Source organism: Elusimicrobiota bacterium (assembly GCA_041660185.1).
Taxonomy (GTDB): domain Bacteria; phylum Elusimicrobiota; class Elusimicrobia; order 2-01-FULL-59-12; family 2-01-FULL-59-12; genus JBAZWU01.
In genome coordinates, this window is sequence record JBAZWU010000008.1 from 19,953 (window position 1) to 37,527 (window position 17,575).

The 17,575-nt window shown below is 56.8% G+C and carries 17 protein-coding genes; 16 read left to right on the plus strand and 1 reads right to left on the minus strand.

Annotation, left to right across the window (positions count from 1 at the left end):
* Nucleotides 1-97: 97 nt before the first annotated feature.
* The gene (locus tag WC859_07320; protein MFA5975961.1) at nucleotides 98-1,429 is read right to left on the minus strand and encodes a hypothetical protein; all 1,332 of its coding nucleotides are present in this window, start codon (nucleotides 1,427-1,429) and stop codon (nucleotides 98-100) included.
* Between the two features lie 572 nt (nucleotides 1,430-2,001).
* Here WC859_07320 and WC859_07325 point away from each other — a divergent pair.
* From WC859_07325 to WC859_07400, 16 genes are all read left to right on the plus strand, one after another.
* Entirely contained in the window at nucleotides 2,002-2,676 is a 675-nt protein-coding gene (locus tag WC859_07325) for an RsmD family RNA methyltransferase (GenBank protein ID MFA5975962.1), read from the plus strand.
* Between the two features lie 8 nt (nucleotides 2,677-2,684).
* Nucleotides 2,685-3,455 (plus strand): acetylglutamate kinase, encoded by a 771-nt coding sequence (gene argB, locus WC859_07330; protein MFA5975963.1) that lies wholly within the window; start codon nucleotides 2,685-2,687, stop codon nucleotides 3,453-3,455.
* Between the two features lie 16 nt (nucleotides 3,456-3,471).
* A complete protein-coding gene (locus WC859_07335) occupies nucleotides 3,472-4,656 on the plus strand; it encodes an aspartate aminotransferase family protein (GenBank protein ID MFA5975964.1) in 1,185 nt (394 codons plus the stop codon).
* Nucleotides 4,657-4,734: 78 nt separating this feature from the next.
* Nucleotides 4,735-5,934, plus strand: a complete 1,200-nt coding sequence (locus tag WC859_07340; protein ID MFA5975965.1) for an argininosuccinate synthase — start codon at nucleotides 4,735-4,737, stop codon at nucleotides 5,932-5,934.
* Nucleotides 5,931-7,259: an argininosuccinate lyase gene (argH, locus tag WC859_07345; GenBank protein MFA5975966.1), complete on the plus strand. Its 1,329-nt coding sequence runs from the start codon at nucleotides 5,931-5,933 to the stop codon at nucleotides 7,257-7,259. The genes WC859_07340 and argH overlap by 4 nt, the downstream gene beginning before the upstream one ends.
* On the plus strand, nucleotides 7,256-8,551 hold the full coding sequence (locus tag WC859_07350) for a TolC family protein (protein ID MFA5975967.1): 1,296 nt from the start codon (nucleotides 7,256-7,258) through the stop codon (nucleotides 8,549-8,551). The genes argH and WC859_07350 overlap by 4 nt, the downstream gene beginning before the upstream one ends.
* Nucleotides 8,551-9,531 (plus strand): patatin-like phospholipase family protein, encoded by a 981-nt coding sequence (locus WC859_07355; GenBank protein MFA5975968.1) that lies wholly within the window; start codon nucleotides 8,551-8,553, stop codon nucleotides 9,529-9,531. Before WC859_07350 ends, WC859_07355 begins: the two co-directional genes overlap by 1 nt.
* Nucleotides 9,528-10,535, plus strand: a complete 1,008-nt coding sequence (locus tag WC859_07360; GenBank protein ID MFA5975969.1) for a tetratricopeptide repeat protein — start codon at nucleotides 9,528-9,530, stop codon at nucleotides 10,533-10,535. The genes WC859_07355 and WC859_07360 overlap by 4 nt, the downstream gene beginning before the upstream one ends.
* Nucleotides 10,536-10,540: 5 nt before the next feature.
* A complete protein-coding gene (gene lysA, locus WC859_07365; protein ID MFA5975970.1) occupies nucleotides 10,541-11,803 on the plus strand; it encodes a diaminopimelate decarboxylase in 1,263 nt (420 codons plus the stop codon).
* An 80-nt stretch (nucleotides 11,804-11,883) separates the two neighbouring features.
* Nucleotides 11,884-12,711: a diaminopimelate epimerase gene (gene dapF, locus WC859_07370; GenBank protein MFA5975971.1), complete on the plus strand. Its 828-nt coding sequence runs from the start codon at nucleotides 11,884-11,886 to the stop codon at nucleotides 12,709-12,711.
* A 10-nt stretch (nucleotides 12,712-12,721) separates the two neighbouring features.
* Entirely contained in the window at nucleotides 12,722-13,609 is an 888-nt protein-coding gene (dapA, locus tag WC859_07375) for a 4-hydroxy-tetrahydrodipicolinate synthase (GenBank protein ID MFA5975972.1), read from the plus strand.
* On the plus strand, nucleotides 13,606-14,307 hold the full coding sequence (gene dapB, locus WC859_07380; protein MFA5975973.1) for a 4-hydroxy-tetrahydrodipicolinate reductase: 702 nt from the start codon (nucleotides 13,606-13,608) through the stop codon (nucleotides 14,305-14,307). Before dapA ends, dapB begins: the two co-directional genes overlap by 4 nt.
* Nucleotides 14,304-15,461, plus strand: coding sequence for an LL-diaminopimelate aminotransferase (locus WC859_07385; protein MFA5975974.1), 1,158 nt, complete (start codon nucleotides 14,304-14,306; stop codon nucleotides 15,459-15,461). The genes dapB and WC859_07385 overlap by 4 nt, the downstream gene beginning before the upstream one ends.
* Complete coding sequence (gene folK / locus WC859_07390; GenBank protein MFA5975975.1) at nucleotides 15,455-15,877, plus strand: 2-amino-4-hydroxy-6-hydroxymethyldihydropteridine diphosphokinase; 423 nt, start codon at nucleotides 15,455-15,457, stop codon at nucleotides 15,875-15,877. Before WC859_07385 ends, folK begins: the two co-directional genes overlap by 7 nt.
* On the plus strand, nucleotides 15,870-16,685 hold the full coding sequence (panB, locus tag WC859_07395) for a 3-methyl-2-oxobutanoate hydroxymethyltransferase (GenBank protein ID MFA5975976.1): 816 nt from the start codon (nucleotides 15,870-15,872) through the stop codon (nucleotides 16,683-16,685). The genes folK and panB overlap by 8 nt, the downstream gene beginning before the upstream one ends.
* Nucleotides 16,682-17,575 carry an alpha/beta hydrolase gene (locus tag WC859_07400; GenBank protein ID MFA5975977.1) on the plus strand — a complete coding sequence of 298 codons (894 nt, stop codon included), beginning with the start codon at nucleotides 16,682-16,684 and terminating at the stop codon, nucleotides 17,573-17,575. Before panB ends, WC859_07400 begins: the two co-directional genes overlap by 4 nt.

Consider the following 17,575-nt stretch of genomic DNA (forward strand, 5'->3'; position numbering starts at 1 on the left):
GAAGCAAACCCCCGGCAGGAGTGGGGAGGGGGGCTGGTGGCCCATGTGCACCTTACCACCCAAGGTTCTTTCTACCCGACCCGAACAAAAAAGAGGATCAACGCCACCTTCGCTTGAGGTCTGGCCTTAATAAGCAATTAGCGAGAAGGCCATCAATTGCATCAAGGGAAGCGTTCTTCGCCTTTATCAGGATTTCTGCTACCTCCGCAACGGTATCCAATGATTCCTCGCGATTTTCCTGCAACACGAAAAACATGGCGAAATAAAACTCATGGGGAACGTCTACTCCGTTGATTTTTTCTTTTAAGGCTTCATCCTTTCCATATTTTGCGCAGATTTCGCTCAATTTCCCAAAAGAATATCCTAGCGACTGAATGGACTCGAAAGCGTTTTTGGTCCCGTCCAATTCGTCGAGTTTCATGAACCTCATAATGAATTGAGCCATAGCGGATTCAGTGAATGTGCTTCCAATGTCGTTTCGCATTTTGCCTCGAAGTAACCAAACTACATAAATTGGAATGGCGGTTTTGGCATATTTCCTGACGGAATCCGAAACCCCTTTACATAGGCTATCGGTGTTCAGATTAAGCCATTTCCCCGGCTCGTCGTTTTTTATGACGTGAATAATATTCATCAACAGAGCATCACCGGCAAACTTGGCATATTCCGTAATGTTTAGAGCTTGTATTTTCTCTTCGTAATCCTCTATGACAAAACCTTGTAATTTGGCGCGAACTAAAATGTTCAAACCTGCGAGGGCAATTTCTTCGCGAATCTTCGGGTCCTTTTCGTCCATCATCGGCATACTCATGCGAATTGTCGCGGGTTTTTCCGTAAGAATTGCTGGCACAAATTGATCCCCAGTTACTGGCGTGTCTTTCCTGATGAATTGCGCAATCGCTGGGTGTTCGCATAATAATTTTATTCTGCCCCGATCAAATTCAATCGCGGTATCCAGCCTTTTTAAGGCTTCGTCGTTGTTCTGATTCCTGGCACACTTGTGCAAATCCGACAGCAATGAGCTATAGAGTGAAACAACGTTTCTCTGGATTACGAGAGCGTCACCCCCCAATTCGGCTCCGCGCTGTATCAAGTCGCTAAGGTGTGATCTTATTTTCATTAATTGCCCAAACGTTGTTTCTTTCATTGAAGATACGTCTGTTAGATGAGTAGTGTAGTTTTCCCGATATTGTTTTAATTCTTCGTTGTCTTTAAGGCGTGCTGTGTCGATTTCTTTTTGCGTGACATCCCTGTACTGCGGGGGGAATAGCTCATTATGGTAACGACGTTTTAAATGGCCTTCGTAACAGCCTGGGCGGGGACTCCAAACTAATTCCTTATTGGTACTGCGCGGTTGAATGGTTTTAAATAAGGAAGATTTCTTAAAAATCGATAACAGTGACTTTATTGAGAATTGCTTCATATCCATTTCCATTGCGTTCCAAGAGTTTGACTATTGAAACGGCCAAAATCGACTCTGAATAAAAAAGGGCGGACGTATCAATCCCGAGCCAGTTAGATAACCCGGAACGACCGCCGCCCCTAGCCCTTACGGGCCATGTGAGCGACCTCGAACACGGTTCTAACTGTGCCCCCAAGTTTATGCTTGGAAGCTCACCCAGCTCTTACGCCGGGTCCCGGTGAAGTCTAATGCTGGTAGAACGACACCAACATGATATTTTGTTGACCAACGTGAGGATTATATAAAGCCTTTCTGGCGAGAGGGTCAAAATCTATGCGGCAGGACTGTAGTGTTTTTGTAGTGTTGGACCCCAAAAAGTGGACTAAATCGGACAAGAATGGACAAAAAGCCCTTATGGCTCAAGGGGTATTTCTTCGTCGGTAAATGCGTTTCTTTTGGGTTTTGGGCGGGTTTTCCGGCTGACATGGCATGGAGGAGGCTGTGGGTTCAAGTCCCATCCGGTCCACTTTTTGCAAAGCCTCTGCCGTTTACGGCAGGGGCTTTTTTGCGCGGACGATGCTATAATTTTCACTTCACATATGAGAATTATTTCAGGCACAGCCAAGCGGCGGCAGATCAAAACGCCTTCCTTTTCGACGGGCGTGCGGCCCATTCTGGCCCGCGTGAAGAAATCACTCTTCGATATTCTTCGCCCGCGCATCGCGGGGTCCTATTTTTTGGATTTGTTTGCGGGCTCCGGCGCTGTGGGAATTGAAGCGCTTTCTGCGGGCGCCGCTTCGGTGACATTCGTCGATTCGAATCCCCGGTGCTTGAGCGTTATCCGGCAGAATCTGTCGCGCCTGCAGCTCTTTGACCGGGCGCGTCTGGTGCGGGCGGATGTGACGCGGAACCTGGCGGTGGGGGGCGGCCCGTTTGACCTGATTTTTATGGGGCCACCCTATCACGAAATATGCAGGAACCGTCCGCCACACGGCCGGGCGGACGCTCGCCCGTCGTTTGGCGAGAGGCTTCATCTCACGGGTCCGACGCTGAAGGAGATCGGTCGTGTGCGGATTCTGAAGGAGGGAGGCTGGGTGATTTCTCAGCACCATGCGAAAGAAAATCCGGTTCAGCTCCCTCAGTGGAAACTTTTTAGACAGGAATCCTATGGGGATACGAAGTTATCCTTTTTTTCTTTTGATTCGTCATTCCCTGCGGTCTCTGGCAGGGAATCCATGGATCCCCGACAGGGGCACTCGGGGATGACGGCGTGAAGGAACTTATGGGACACTTCACTAACGAACATCCTCTTGTTATCAAGTACGGTGGCAGCCTCCTCGAGGAACAGGGCCACCGAAGTGCTTTTCTGAAGCAGATCGCAGCGCTGTCCAAGCAGCGGCCCGTTATCCTGGTGCACGGCGGCGGCAAGGAGATCACGCGGGCGATGGAGAAGGCCGGTCTTCAGGCGTCGTTCGTGAATGGCCGGCGCTATACGGATGATGCCACGATGGCGGTGGTTGAACAAGTTTTGTCCCGTTTAAATAAGGACATTGTTCAGGAACTCAAGAGGTACGAGACCGCTCCGGACGGTTTCTCCGGACGGTTTGAGCATCTGGTTGAGGCGGTGCCGGTGGCGGGGTTGGGGCGCGCGGGCGAGGATTTAAAAGTGGCCAAGCCGGTTCTCGTCCAGATATTAACCCGCACGCCGTTGCCGGTCTTTTACTCGGTGGCGGAAGACGCACAGCGCCAGCCGCTCAATATCAATGCCGATGATTTTGCCTTGGCGCTGGCCATCGCCTGCCAGGCGGACCGACTGGTGTTTCTGACCGATTCCGGCGGGCTTCTCGGAAAGGACGGCCAGCGCATCGACACCGTTCATCCGGATGAGGCGCAGCAGCTGATCGATGAGAAGGTCATTACCGGCGGCATGATCGTCAAAGTTCAGGCCTGCATCCGGGCGTTGAACGCCGGAGTGGGTTCCGTCGATATCGTCAAAGGCATTGATCATTTTCTGACGGGCAGTCCGGCACAAGGCACGGTCTTCTTACTATAATTCTGAAACTCCTTTTATGGATATTCAAAAGCTGACTGATCGGTATCTTTTTCATACCTACAAACGGAACCCGCTGGTGATCCGGCGGGCCAGCGGCAGTTGGGTGTGGGACGATAAGGGGAAAAAGTACCTCGACTTTTTCTCCGGTCTGGCGGTTTCCGGTATCGGCCATGCGATGCCGCCGGTGGTCCAGGCCATTCGGAAACAGGCCGGGACGCTGATTCATTGTTCCAATCTTTTTTATTCGGGTCCTGCGGCTCGGCTGGCGCAGACATTGTGTCAACGCTCCTTTGCGAAGAAGGTTTTTCTCTGTAATTCCGGGGCCGAAGCCAATGAAGCCGCGATCAAGCTGGCGCGCAAGTTCGGCTATCAGACAGGGGGCCGGTTCGAAATCATTGTTTTCGAAAATGCGTTTCATGGGAGAACCCTCGGGACGCTGGCCGCGACGCCTCAACCAAAATTTCAGCAGGGATTCGGTCCTCTGCCGCCGGGGTTTCCTGTGGCCGAGTTCAACCGGATTGATTCGGTCCAAAGCCTCCTGTCGTCCAAAACCGTGGCTATTCTGGTGGAGCCGGTCCAGGGCGAAGGTGGCATCCGGCCGGCCAACCCGGAGTTCTTGAAAGCGCTTCGGGTTTTGGCGGATCAGCGCAACCTTTTGTTGATTTTCGACGAGGTCCAGGTGGGTCTGGGCCGGACCGGCGATCTTTTCGCCTATCAAACCTTCGGGGTGAAGCCCGATATCCTCACGCTGGCCAAGGGGTTGGGCGGTGGCATGCCGATCGGGGCGATGTTGGCCCATTCACGGTTAGCGTCTGTGTTTGGCCCGGGAGATCATGGAACGACGTTTGGCGGAAACCCGGTCTGCTCCGCCGCGGCATTTGCCGTATTAAAGATGATCACTCCCCGGATGCTCAAAAACGTCAAGCAGCAGACCGCGAGGCTTTCCTCTGAGTTGCAGTCTTTGATCGCCGGCAAGCCCTACGTGAAGGAACTGCGGGGCATGGGCCTCATGATCGGGATTGAGCTCACCGTTCCGGGTGCTCCTTTCGTCGAAGCCGCCCGGCAGCAAGGCCTGCTGATCAACTGCACGCAGAACAACGTGCTCCGCTTCCTGCCGCCCCTGGCGCTCTCCGATTCGGAACGCCGCTTCGCTCTGAAGGTCCTCAAGCGCGTCTTCGACGCCGGCCCCCGCGCTGGTTGACGTTTTGACTCTATAAATCGAATTAAAATATAATTCGTTATCGTCTAAAATCCTTCTATATAAGAGATCCTCATGAATATCAAAAAAGTTGTGGTCGCTTATTCCGGCGGGCTCGATACCTCCGTTATTTTACGCTGGGTCAAGGAGCGCTATCACTGCGAGGTCATCGCCTGCGCGGTGGATGTGGGCCAGGCTTCCGAAACCAAGGGGCTGAAGGAACGCGCCCTCTCGACAGGGGCGTCCAAAGCCTATCTCATCGACGCCCGGAAAGAATTCGTCGAAGAGTATCTCTGGCCGACGCTACAGGCCGAGGCTATCTACGAGGGGAAATACCTCCTCGGGACGTCAATCGCTAGGCCGGTGATTGCCAAAAAAGTCGTCGAGATTGCCCAAAAAGAAGGCGCCGAGGCGGTTTGTCACGGAGCGACCGGCAAAGGGAACGATCAAGTCCGGTTTGAGCTCACCTTCAAGGCGTTGATGCCGGAGGTGAAAGTGATCGCTCCCTGGCGGGAGTGGGAAATGAAGTCGCGCGAGGACGAGATCAATTATGCGCTCCGGCACAAAATCCCTGTTCCGGTGACCAAGTCCAAGCCCTATTCGTCGGACCGCAACCTCTGGCACATGAGCTTTGAGGGAGGCATTTTGGAAAACCCGGATAACCCGCCCCGCAAAGACATGTTTGTTCTCACACGGGACCCTGAAGAGGCCCCGAACAAACCGGAGTGGGTCACGATTGATTTTGAGAAAGGTATTCCCAGACGCGTGAACGGCCGTACGCTCGGTCCTGTCAAGCTGGTAGAGATGTTAAATACCCTGGGTGGAAAACACGGCATCGGGCGTGTCGATATGGTGGAAAACCGCCTCGTTGGCATGAAGTCCCGCGGTGTTTACGAAGCGCCTGGAGCGACCCTCCTTTACGCGGCGCACCGGGAGCTGGAAGCGTTGGTTCTGGACCGGGACACCCTGCACGCCAAGCTCGTTCTGGCGCCGAAAATGGGGGAGATGATCTATAACGGGCTCTGGTTTACGCCGCTGCGGGAAGCGATCTCGGCTTTTGTCGCTTCCACTCAGAAGCGGATGACCGGATCCGTACGCCTGAAGTTGTACAAGGGCGGACTCACCGTGGAAGGACGCACGTCGCCGAATTCTCTTTATTCGGAAGACCTGGCCACGTTTGGCGCGGACACCATCTATAACCAGCGCGACGCCGAAGGGTTTATCAACCTCTACGGATTGCCGATCAAGGTCCAGGCGTTGTTACAGGGAAGGAAAAAATGAATCCACAATCGTTCATCGCTTCTCTTAGTTTTGATATTCGTCTGGCTCCCTATGACATCCTGGGCAGTATCGCCCATGCCCGGATGCTCTCCCGCGCCCGCATCATCCCGGCTCGGGATGCCCAGCGGATCATCACGGGGCTGACCGCGATTGCCAAAGACCTCGAGAAAGGCAAACGCCTTCCTCCAGAAGAGGATATTCATTATGCGATCGAGCGGGAACTCATCCGCCGGATCGGTCCAGTCGGGGGCAAACTGCATACCGCCCGCAGCCGGAACGATCAAGTCGCGTTGGATCTGCGGCTCTACCTGAGGGACCAGATCGATCTGGTGCTTTGTGAGATCGAACGCCTTCAACAGGCCATCGTGGCGGTGGCCGAGGATAATCTGGATGTGGTCATGCCGGGGTTCACCCACATGCAGCATGCCCAGCCGATTCTGTTCAGCCACCATCTGCTGGCGTACGCCTGGATGCTTCAACGGGATAAGGGACGGCTTCGGGATGCCCGCCACCGGACCAATGAAATGCCGCTCGGCAGCGCTGCGCTCGCCGGGACGTCGTTTCCGATCGACCGGAAATATGTCGCGCGCCAGCTCGGTTTTGCCCAGGTGACCGCGAACTCGATCGACGCGGTTTCCGACAGGGACTTCCTCGTGGAGTTCTGTGCGGCCGCGTCGCTCGTGATGACCCATCTCTCACGGCTCTGCGAGGAATTGATCCTCTGGTCCAGCTCTGAATTCAACATCATCCGGCTGGCGGACGATTTTACATCCGGTTCCTCCATCATGCCGCAGAAGCGCAATCCGGATGTGGCGGAGATCATTCGCGGTGAAACCGGCCGGATTTACGGAAATCTCATCGCGCTGTTAACGATTCTAAAAGGATTGCCGCTGTCGTATAACCGGGATCTCCAGGAAGACAAGCCGCCCCTGTTTGATACCGTGGACACGCTTCAGGGGTGCCTGGCGGTGACGACGCCGATGATCGCGACCTTGTCGGTGCGCGCGGAGCGCATGCGGGCGCTGTGTGCCCGGGGATATCTTGTGGCCACCGAGCTCGCGGACTATCTGACCGAAAAAGGCGTTCCTTTCCGGACGGCTCACGGGACGGTGAAGCGGATCGTCGGTTATTGCGAGAAGCAGCATATCCGGCTCGATGAACTGACACTCGAAGAACTCAAGCGTTTTGACGGCTTGTTTGACGAAGGGGCTCTGCGCGTGCTTTCCATTGATCAAGTGGTTCATGTGAAAGACTCGGAAGGGGGGACTTCTCCTCGGCGCGTGCGCCAGCAGATCACCCAGCTCAAACGATTGATGCGCTCATGAGAAAGCGGATCGCTTTATTGATCGTCCTGGGATTTGGGCCGGCGCTGGCCGGCCGGGCGGAGACGATCCCTGACCGGACGTTGACGATTGAAGACAGTGTGCGGCTGGCGATGAATAACTCGCCCGCTCTCTTGAGTTCCCGTGAAGATGTAAATATTGCGATGCAGCGCGTTCGCGAAGCGGAATCGCTTTTTTTTCCGAAACTCGACTTAAACGCCAATTGGAGCAAATTCCGGGTTGAGGGAGACCGGCCGCTTCTGTTGCAGCCGGCGATGGGGCCCACGCTGATCGACGATAGCCCGCGGCAGAATTTCTTCAGCGGGCGCGCCAATATTTATCAGACGGTCTATGAAGGCGGGCGTTCCCGGAATACCTGGCGCCAGGCGCGTATTTCCTACGAACGCGCCAAGAGCGTCAATGATACGCTGACGGCTCAAGTGACGGGCGACGCCAAACAGGCGTTTAACGATCTGCTGGCGGCACAGGAAAAACTCCGCCAATACCAGGCGATCCAGCAGACGATTGACAGCCAGAGCAAAGTGGAGACGGGTGGATTGAACCTGATCCGTCTGGTGGGCGAGGCCTCCGTCTTAAAAGCCCAGCTGGCGGAAGCCAGGCTGGCGGAACAGCAGGCGCGTCTGATGTACCTTCGGACGCTGAACCTGGAGCTCAACACCAATGTGGCGCTCAAAGGCCAGCTTGAAACCCATCCGGTCGAGCTCGACTTGCAAAAAATGCTGGCCTGGTCCACGCAATACCGGGCGGAGTTGCGGCAAACAGAATATCAGCAGGAATTGGATGCTCTGGGAATCAGTTTGTCCCTGGCGGAACGGACGCCGACCGTGGCTTTCGGAGCCAGTTACGAGCGGACCGGTCACGATTTAGATTTGCCGACCGCCAATTGGGCGGGGACGCTCAATATTAATCTGCCCGTTTCGATTTCCGATATGATTTTCGGCTGGGCCAAGGTGCGCGAACACCGGGCGCAATACCGCCAGGCGACGTTGAAGCACGCTGAAACCGCTGACCAGATTCAGATGCAGGTCCGGGAGGCGTATACCCGATACCGTTTCTGGCAGGAGGAGCTGTCCCCCCGGGAACAAACGCTTCGGCGCCTGGAACCCGTGATGGAATCACTTCGGCGGCAGGGTGTTCAAGGTTATGAACGATTGATCGCTGAGCGGACCTTTCTCGAAGCATGTCTGCGGTATCACGAGGCGATCCGGGGGCATTTGAATGCGCTGGCCTCTCTCGAACAAGCGGTGGGACATCCGTTAACGAGCGGATTCTGATGCGACGGTTGAGCGCCGGGCTTCTCGCGATCGCGTTCATCTGGAGTGCCGAAACTGCGAGCGTTGGGGCTGCCCGGAGTCCGGTGGCGTCGGAAGACCAGTTTTTACTGGACGCGTTGTGGGACGGTCTTCGAACTCTTCCCCATCACCAGAAAACGAAAGTGGGTCTGGCTCTGGGGGGCGGCGGCGCGCGTGGCTTGGCGCATATCGGTGTTCTCAAAGTTCTTCAAGAAGAAAATATCCCGATTAATTTGATTGCCGGGACTTCCGTCGGTGCGCTGATCGGGGCCTTGTTTGCCTCGGGTATTTCGACCACGGATATGGAAGAAATGTGCGCCGAGATCGGATGGTCGTCGCTGACCAATTATTCTCAGTTGTCTCTCTTCAAGCTGCTGGTCATGGAAGAGCTGTTGTCGACCCGCAATATGGAGGTCTACCTCCGGAAGCATATCGGGGATCAGCGGTTTGATCAGCTCAAGATTCCTTTTACGTGCAGCGCGACGGACCTGCAAACGGGAGAACGTGTGGTGTTCCGGGAAGGTTCTGTGGCTTTTGCCGCGCGCGCCTCCGCGGCGGTCCCGGGTCTTTTTGAGCCGGTTCTGTTCCGCCACCGGTATCTGGTCGATGGCGGGCTGGTCAGCAATATCCCGACGGACTTGCTGACGGAAATGGGCGCGGATATTATTGTAGCGGTCGATGTCACGGCGGATTTTTCCCGGTTTCAGCCGCGCAACATCCTGGCCACGCTCAACCAGGCGATCTACATCCAGAGCGAAGCCATGTCGAAAGCGGAGCTGGCGCGTGCCGATGTCGTGGTCCGTCCGCAGATGGGGGATATCAGCGCCATTGATTTGACCCGTTCTGCGGAAAGCATCGACGCGGGAATTCTCTCCACCCGCCTGGCGGTGCCGGCGATCAAACGGGTGATCCTGGATAAGAATTTTGACCTATTGATCCGGTCCCGGGCGGCGGCCCTGTGAAGCGGCTCTGGGTGCTTCCCGTTCTCCTGTTGTCGGGGGCGGTCAGAGTGTGCGGCGCTGAAACGCCGCAAGAACAGCTGGAGCGTCTTCAGCGCAGTATTGAAGGGGCCTCCGAATTGGGCCGCGTGGATCGCGTAAAAGTTCTGCGCTTGGAATTGGCCGAGACCCTGGACCATCTGAGCGATTATGCCGGCGCGGCCCGGCAGTATGAACTGGTCCTGGCGTCGCGTCCGCTGAAACGCGAACGGGTCAAGCTCTTTGTGAAACTCGGCCGCATGCGCAGCGCGATGCAGAACTACAGCGGCGCCATCGGCGCGTTTCAGGATGCGCGGCATGATGATCCCAAAGACTGGGATGCCAATCTGGAACTGGCGCGAGCCTACGCGCATGCGGATCTGGATACCCTGGCCGTCGGGGTTTACCAGCGCTGCATCGCTTTGCGGCCCAAGAATCATCAACCGTACGGCGAGATCGGCGATGTGTATCAGCGCCTGGGGTACCTTCATAAGGCCATCGAGGCTTATCAGAAGGCCCTCCAGATCGAGCCGAAGCCGGAAACCTATTTGTCCATGGCGGATTGCTATGTGAGGCAGGGGGATATGGTGAATGCGACGGCGGTGCTTCAACAGGCCAAAACCTCGCTTCCCCGTGCCGACTACGATGTGCGTTTGGGAGATATTTACCGGAAGCAGGAGGATTTCAATCAAGCGGTCAAAGCCTGGGAGGAAGCGCTCAAAGCGGATCGCAAGCGCGACGATGTCCGGCTGAAACTCTTTCTGGCTTATCACCAGCTGAATCGTCCTCAAGAAACCGATCATATGATGAAACAACTTGTCGCCGGTTATCCGGAGTCGCCGCTGGTGCATTTCGTCAAAGCGTGGGTCTTGTTCGATCGGGGAGATCGTTCCGGGGCCCGTCGTGAAGCCATGGTTGTTCAGGGTTTGGTCCCCACAGATCTGGTTCGTCATTATAATGAGCGTCTACTGGTCCTTTTAAACAAATGAGTCTAATGCCTCCCTTACCTCCAACGCTGCGCTACCGAATGCGCCAACTCTGGATGGAAGAAGTGCCCCTCGTGCGGCTTCTCCATGACGTCGGCACTCCCGCGTACGTGTACAGCCGGGCGCGCCTGTTGGACAATTTTCAACGTTTTGATGAAGCCTTTCAGGCGCTGAATCATCAGGTCCTTTTCGCGGTGAAAGCGAATTCCAATGCGGCGGTCCTTTCTGTTTTGGCCAAGGCCGGCGCAGGAGCGGACATCGTGTCGGCCGGCGAGCTGTACCGTGCCCGGCGAGCGGGGATCCCGGCCGACAAAATCGTATTTTCCGGTGTCGGGAAGCGGCCGGACGAGATCCGGATGGCCCTGGAAGCGGGCATTCTGATGTTCAATGTGGAATCCGTCGAGGAACTTCAGGCGATCGACCGCGTGGCCGCGTCGGTTCATCAGGCGGCGCCGGTGGCGATCCGCATTAATCCCGATGTAGACGCATTCACGCATGACCACATTACGACCGGTAAGAAAGAAAATAAGTTCGGTATTCCGCTCAGTAAAGCCATGGGTGTTTTCCGGTTGGCGGCACGGCTGCCCAGAATTCATTTAGTGGGCATTCATTGCCATATTGGTTCTCAAATCACCAGCACCAAGCCTTACCTGGCGGCGTTGGATCGTGTCCTGGGATTGATCGACCGGCTGGAAGAGGAAGGAATCCTCCTCCGGCATCTCGATCTGGGCGGCGGCCTTGGCATCCGGTACCGGAACGAAACGCCGCCCACGCCGAAACAACTCGCTTTGGAGATTCAGAAACGCCTTCAGGGGCGTGATCTCGTGCTGTTGCTGGAGCCCGGGCGTTATCTGGTCGGCGACGCCGGCATTCTCCTGACCAAGGTTCTTTACCGGAAAAATGTAGGAGAGAAACATTTCATCATCGTCGATGCCGCCATGAATGACCTGGCCCGTCCGGCGCTTTATGATGCGTATCATGCGGTTTATCCCCTTCAGCAGAGGAAGGGGAAACAGATCACAGCGGATATCGTCGGGCCTGTGTGCGAGTCCGGCGATTATCTGGCACGGAATCGCACGATGACGCTTCCCGAACCGGAGGATGGACTGGTGGTCGCGACCGCCGGAGCCTACGGGTATGTCATGGGGTCACAGTATAATTCACGGCTGCGGCCACCCGAAGTGCTGGTGCACGGGCGCCGATGGACGGTGGTGCGCGACCGGGAGACGCTGGACGATCTCGTGAGAGGGGAACATATCCCGGAGGTATAGCTCGTCATTCCCCGCGGGTTCTGGCGGGGAATCTATGGATCCCCGGCCAGCTACCGCCGGGGATGACGAATGAGAGATTTATGAAAAATATTCCTTTTTGGAAAATGAGCGGATCCGGCAATGACTTTGTCGTCATCGACAATCGTCGCCGCCTTCTTTCAAAGAATATCGCCGGCTGGGCGCGACGGCTGTGTGACCGGCATTTCGGAGTCGGCGCGGATGGACTTTTGCTTCTGGAACCCAGCCGTCAGACGGAGTTCCGAATGGTTTATTTCAATTCGGACGGTTCGCGCGCGAGGATGTGCGGAAACGGCGCCCGCTGCATTGCCTGGGCCGCGAAAGAGTGGGGCGTGGTCGGTCAGCAATTCGATTTTCAGACAGATGCCGGACGGGTGCAAGGTCACGTGGCTGGAGAAATCGTCCGCATCACATTGTCAGATCCGCGTGATTATCAGCCGGCCCTGATGGTGAAAGCCACTGGGCAGTCGTACCGCCTGATGTTTATCAATACCGGGGTCCCGCATGCGGTTGTGCTGGTGAGCGATGTCAAAAAAGTCCGGATCGCCGAAGAAGGGCGCGCATTACGTTTTCATCGCGCCTTTGGCCCTGAAGGGGCTAACGTCAATTTTGTTCAGCGGCTCAATGACCATACGCTCCGGGTGCGCACGTACGAGCGGGGCGTGGAAGGGGAAACGCTCGCCTGCGGCACCGGCGTTTCAGCAAGCGCCATCGCCGCGTCTCTCCGTGGATTGGTGAAGCCGGTCGTGCGCTGCCTCACCGCCGGCGGCGATGCGCTGGACGTGGATTTTCAGCTGCATCCGGAAACCCCGAAACACCCGGCCCGTCAGGTAACGCTGAAAGGGCCTGTGCGGCGGACGTTTGCTGGCCATTTTGAAAACAAACCGTGAAGGAGTGACTATGTTCAAAGGATCTTATGTCGCGCTGGTGACCCCGTTTAAAAACGGTCGAGTTGATGAGACCCGGCTGAAGGCCCTGGTGGAGTACCATATCGATGCGCATTCGGATGGTCTGGTTCCATGCGGTTCAACGGGGGAATCGGCCACGCTGACGCACGAGGAGCACCGGCACGTCGTGGAGGTGGTCGTGAAAACGGCCCGCGGCCGTCTTCCTGTGATCGCCGGAGCCGGATCCAATTCCACAGCGGAAACGCTGGAGTTGGTTCGCCATGCCCACAAAGTGGGGGCTCAGGGAGCGCTGGTCGTGGTCCCTTACTACAATAAGCCCACCGCCCGCGGCCTGTACGAGCACTTTCGAATCGTTGCGAAAGCCACGCCTCTGCCGATCATTCTCTACAATATTCCGGGCCGCTCCGTTGTGAACGTGACTCCGGAAACGGTTATTCAACTGGCCAAAGACTGTCCGACCATCGTCGGGATCAAGGAAGCTTCCGGCACCATGGACTACACCAGCCAGCTGGTTTCTGCGCTTGGGACGGATCGCTTCCTTATTCTTTCCGGTGATGATTCCCTGACGATTCCGCTCATGGCGTTGGGCGCCAAGGGCGTGATCTCCGTGATTGCGAACATCCTTCCTGGAGCGATGGCGGAACTCTGCCGCGCCTGGTCGCATGGCCACACGGATCGCGCGCTGGATATTCATAAGAAAATGTTTCCGCTCATGCGGTCGCTCTTTATTGAAACCAATCCCATTCCCATCAAGGCGGCGATGGCGCATCTCGGGTTGTGTCGGGAAGAACTGCGGATGCCACTCGTGCCGATGAGCCCGGACAATAAAAGGAAACTGGTCGCGGCCTTGAAGGCCTGCCCGCTTCTGGAATGGCCATGACCGTCAAACTCCTTATCGCGGGAGCCGCCGGCCGGATGGGGAACCGTATCGCCGCCTTGGCGGCCCAGGACCCGGGGCTCCAGGTTATTTATGGACTTGAGTCTGCGGGCCGGAGCGTTGCCGCCGCCTTCCCGATCGGGACCGACACGTCGTTCATCGAGAAAGCCGATGTGGTCATCGATTTCACCATCCCGGAAGCCACGGTCCAGCTGCTGCCGATGATGCGCAAATATAAAAAAGCCTTTGTCGTCGGAACAACCGGTTTCAAGCCGGAGCAGGAAAGCCAGATAACGGCTCTGTCCCGGGAGATCCCGATCGTGAAGTCTTCCAATATGAGTCTTGGTGTGAACGTCTTTTTCAGCGTTGCTCAGCGGATTGCGCAGTCCCTGCCGGAGTACGCGGTGCATATTCAGGAGACGCACCATGTCCACAAGAAGGACGCGCCTTCCGGAACCGCGCTTCAGGCGGGCGGGCTGATTGAAAAAGCCACGGGGAAAAAAGTGACCTACGAATCCATCCGTGAGGGCGAGGTCATCGGCGATCACCGGATTTTCTTCAGGGGCCCGGCCGATCATCTGGAGTTGGCGCATCACGCGGAGTCTCGCGACATCCTTGCCGCCGGCGCGCTCAAAGCGGCTCAATGGGTGGTTCGGCAGAAGCCCGGTCTTTATTCCATGCAGGACGTTTTCGGGTTATGAAATACGCCCATCGTATCGAACAGCTGCCGCCCTATCTCTTTGCCGAAATCGACCGCAAAAAAAAGGCGGCGATCGACAGTGGGGTCGATATTATTTCGCTCGGCGTGGGCGACCCGGACCGTCCAACCCCGTCCCACATTATTGAGGCCGGGCAGCGGGCGTTGGCCAAAGCGGTCAATCATCACTATCCGTTCGGCGCCGGACTCCTGAGCTACCGTCAGGCCATCGCGGCCTGGATGAAAAAGCGCTTCCAGGTGGCGCTGGACCCTGCGATGGAGATTTATTCGATCATCGGCTCCAAAGAAGGGCTTGGGCATTTTCCGTTTGCGTTTCTGAATCCCGGAGATGTAGCGCTGGTCCCGGATCCGGCGTATCCGGTTTACAAAAATGCCACGCTGTTTGCCGGGGGAGAGCCTTACGGAATGCCGCTGAAAGAGGAGCGGAATTTTCTGCCGGAGTTCCGCCGCATTCCGGCCGGTGTTTTGTCCCGGGCGAAGATCCTCTTTCTCAACTATCCGAACAACCCCATCGCCGCGGTGGCTCCCAGGAGTTTCCTGGAAGACGTCGTGGCGTTTGCCCGTGAGCACAAACTCATTGTGGCGTTCGATAACGCCTATTCTGAGATGTACTACGAAGACGTGCCGTTGAGCTTTCTTCAGATTCCCGGCGCCAAAGAGGTCGGCGTTGAATTCCATTCGCTCTCCAAGACCTACAACATGACGGGTTGGCGGTTGGGCTGGGTGGCCGGGAATCCGGACATCATCAAGGGGCTGGCCACGATCAAGGACAGCATGGACTCGGGCGCTTTCCAGGCGATTCAGGAAGCCGGAATCGCGGCGCTGGAAGGGCCGGCCGCTTTTGTCGACGACATGCGGGCGCTCTATCGTCGCCGCCGCGACCTGTTTGTCGGCGCCCTTCGTCAAGCCGGCTGGAATGTGCGCCCGCCGCCTGCGACGTTTTATGTCTGGGCGCATACACCGAAAAATCTTCCGTCTGCGCAAGTGGCAGGACGCTTGTTGGATGAAGCCGGGGTGGTCTGCACGCCCGGCGTCGGATTCGGGCCGTCTGGAGAAGGCTATGTCCGTTTTGCGCTGACCGTCGAAGAACCGCGCCTGCTCGAAGCGGTTCAACGGATTCAGAAAGTGAAATGGTAAAGGCGTATATCGCCCTGGGATCGAACCTCGGTAACCGTCGCGCCTGGATCACCCAGGCGCTGGATCGCCTGGCTCAAACACCGGAGATCCATCTGCAGGCGGTGTCCCTATTGACGGAAACCAAGCCTGTCGGGCCGCTTGATCAGCCGGATTTCATTAACGGGGTTGCTGAAATTGAAACGACGTTGGAGCCTCTGGAGTTGCTGGACCGGCTGCTGGCGGTCGAGCAGAGTTTAGGACGGATTCGACAGAAACGCTGGGGCCCAAGAACCATTGACTTGGATATCCTGTTCTATGGAGATCAAACGGTGAATCATCCTCGTCTTGTTATCCCTCATCCGGAACTGAAAAACCGCCCGTTCCTGCAGGCGGCGCTGGCGGAACTGGGTGTCTGCACGGGAGAACCCCATGGATAAGAAGAAACTCGAGCGCGTTACAGTTCCCGGAGTGATGGCCATGAAGAAGGCCGGACAGCGGATTGTGGCTCTCACCTGCTATGACTACACGATGGCGCGGCTCTTGAACGAGGCCGGAGTCGACCTTCTTCTCGTCGGGGATTCGCTGGGCATGGTGAAACTGGGCTATGCGTCCACGCTGCCGGTCACGGTGGACGACATGGCTTACCATACCCGCATCGTGGCGCGCGGCAACACACGGGCGCTGCTCGTGACGGATATGCCGTATCTGTCCTACCACGCGTCACCCGAAGAAGCGGTGCGCAACTGCGGCCGCATGCTGAAACTGGGGGCGCAGGCCGTGAAAATCGAGGGGGGCTCGGAAATGGCCCCGGTGATCCGGGCGCTTCTGGCGGCCAAGATCCCGGTGATGGGGCACCTCGGGCTGACGCCGCAATCCGTCAATTTATTCGGTGGTTTTAAAGTGCAGGGGCGCGAGCGCGCGGCGCGGCAAAAACTATTGAAAGAGGCCCAGTTGCTGGAACGTTTAGGGGTTTTTTCCATCGTGCTGGAATGCGTGCCGATAGATCTGGCCCGCCGGATCACCCGTGCGCTCACCATTCCGACGATCGGGATCGGTGCCGGGCCGTCCTGCGACGGGCAGATTCTGGTGACCGACGATTTTCTGGGACTCACCCCGCCGCCGCATCCGCGTTTTGTGAAGACCTACGCGGATCTGCGCGCCATCATTACGCAGGCCGCCAGATGTTATGGCCGGGAGGTCCGTTCGGGTCAGTATCCCGACCCGTCGCACGCTTATTCCGGATGACCGTACTCTGGATGATTATCGGAGCGATCATTGTTCTGATTGTGTCGGTGGCCTGGTATGCCTCTCTGGAGATCACGCGGATCCCTTATCTGGAGGTTCCGTACCGGCCCGATGACTTCGGATGGACGTATGAAACGGTTTCGTTCCGTTCCTTCGACGGCCTGCGGTTGAGCGGCTGGTTTGTCCCGGCGGCCACGCCTTCGCCGGTGACGATCATCATCCAGCATGGCATCGGTTCCAATGCCGGGGATATGCTGCTGAACACCGCGTGCCTGCAGCGCGTTGGACGCTGGAACCTGTTCTATTACAATTTCCGCGGCCATGCCGACAGCGAAGGGAAACGGACATCGTTGGGACCGCTGGAGCTGAAGGATCTGGACAACGCCATCGCGTTTCTGAAGAGCCAGAAGCCGGAGTGCTGCAAGCGTCTGGGAATCTACGGTCACTCGCTGGGCGCGGCGGTGGCCATCGCCGGAGCCGCTCAACACCCGGAGCTTTCAGCGGTCGCGGCGGAAAGCTCTTTTTCGTATATTTACAAGACCGTCAGGCATTTTTCCTGGCTATATTATTCCATTCCGTATTTCCCGTTTATTCCTTTGGCGCTCTGGTTTGCGTCTCTGCGTCTGGGAAGGCGGATCGGCGATTTTGCCCCGGTAGAAGCCATCCGCAAAATCGCACCGCGACCTCTTCTTCTGATCCAACCGGAAAATGACCGGCGGACCCCCATGTGGGATTTTGCTGAGCTGGTCGAGGCGGCTGGAGAACCTAAATCGATTTGGGTTGTGCCCGGAGCCGACCACGGGGAACCCTGGATGGTCGACAAAGAAGGATATGAACAGCGGTTGGTAAATTTCTTTATCAAAGCTTTTGAATCCGGCCAAGGAGGCTGA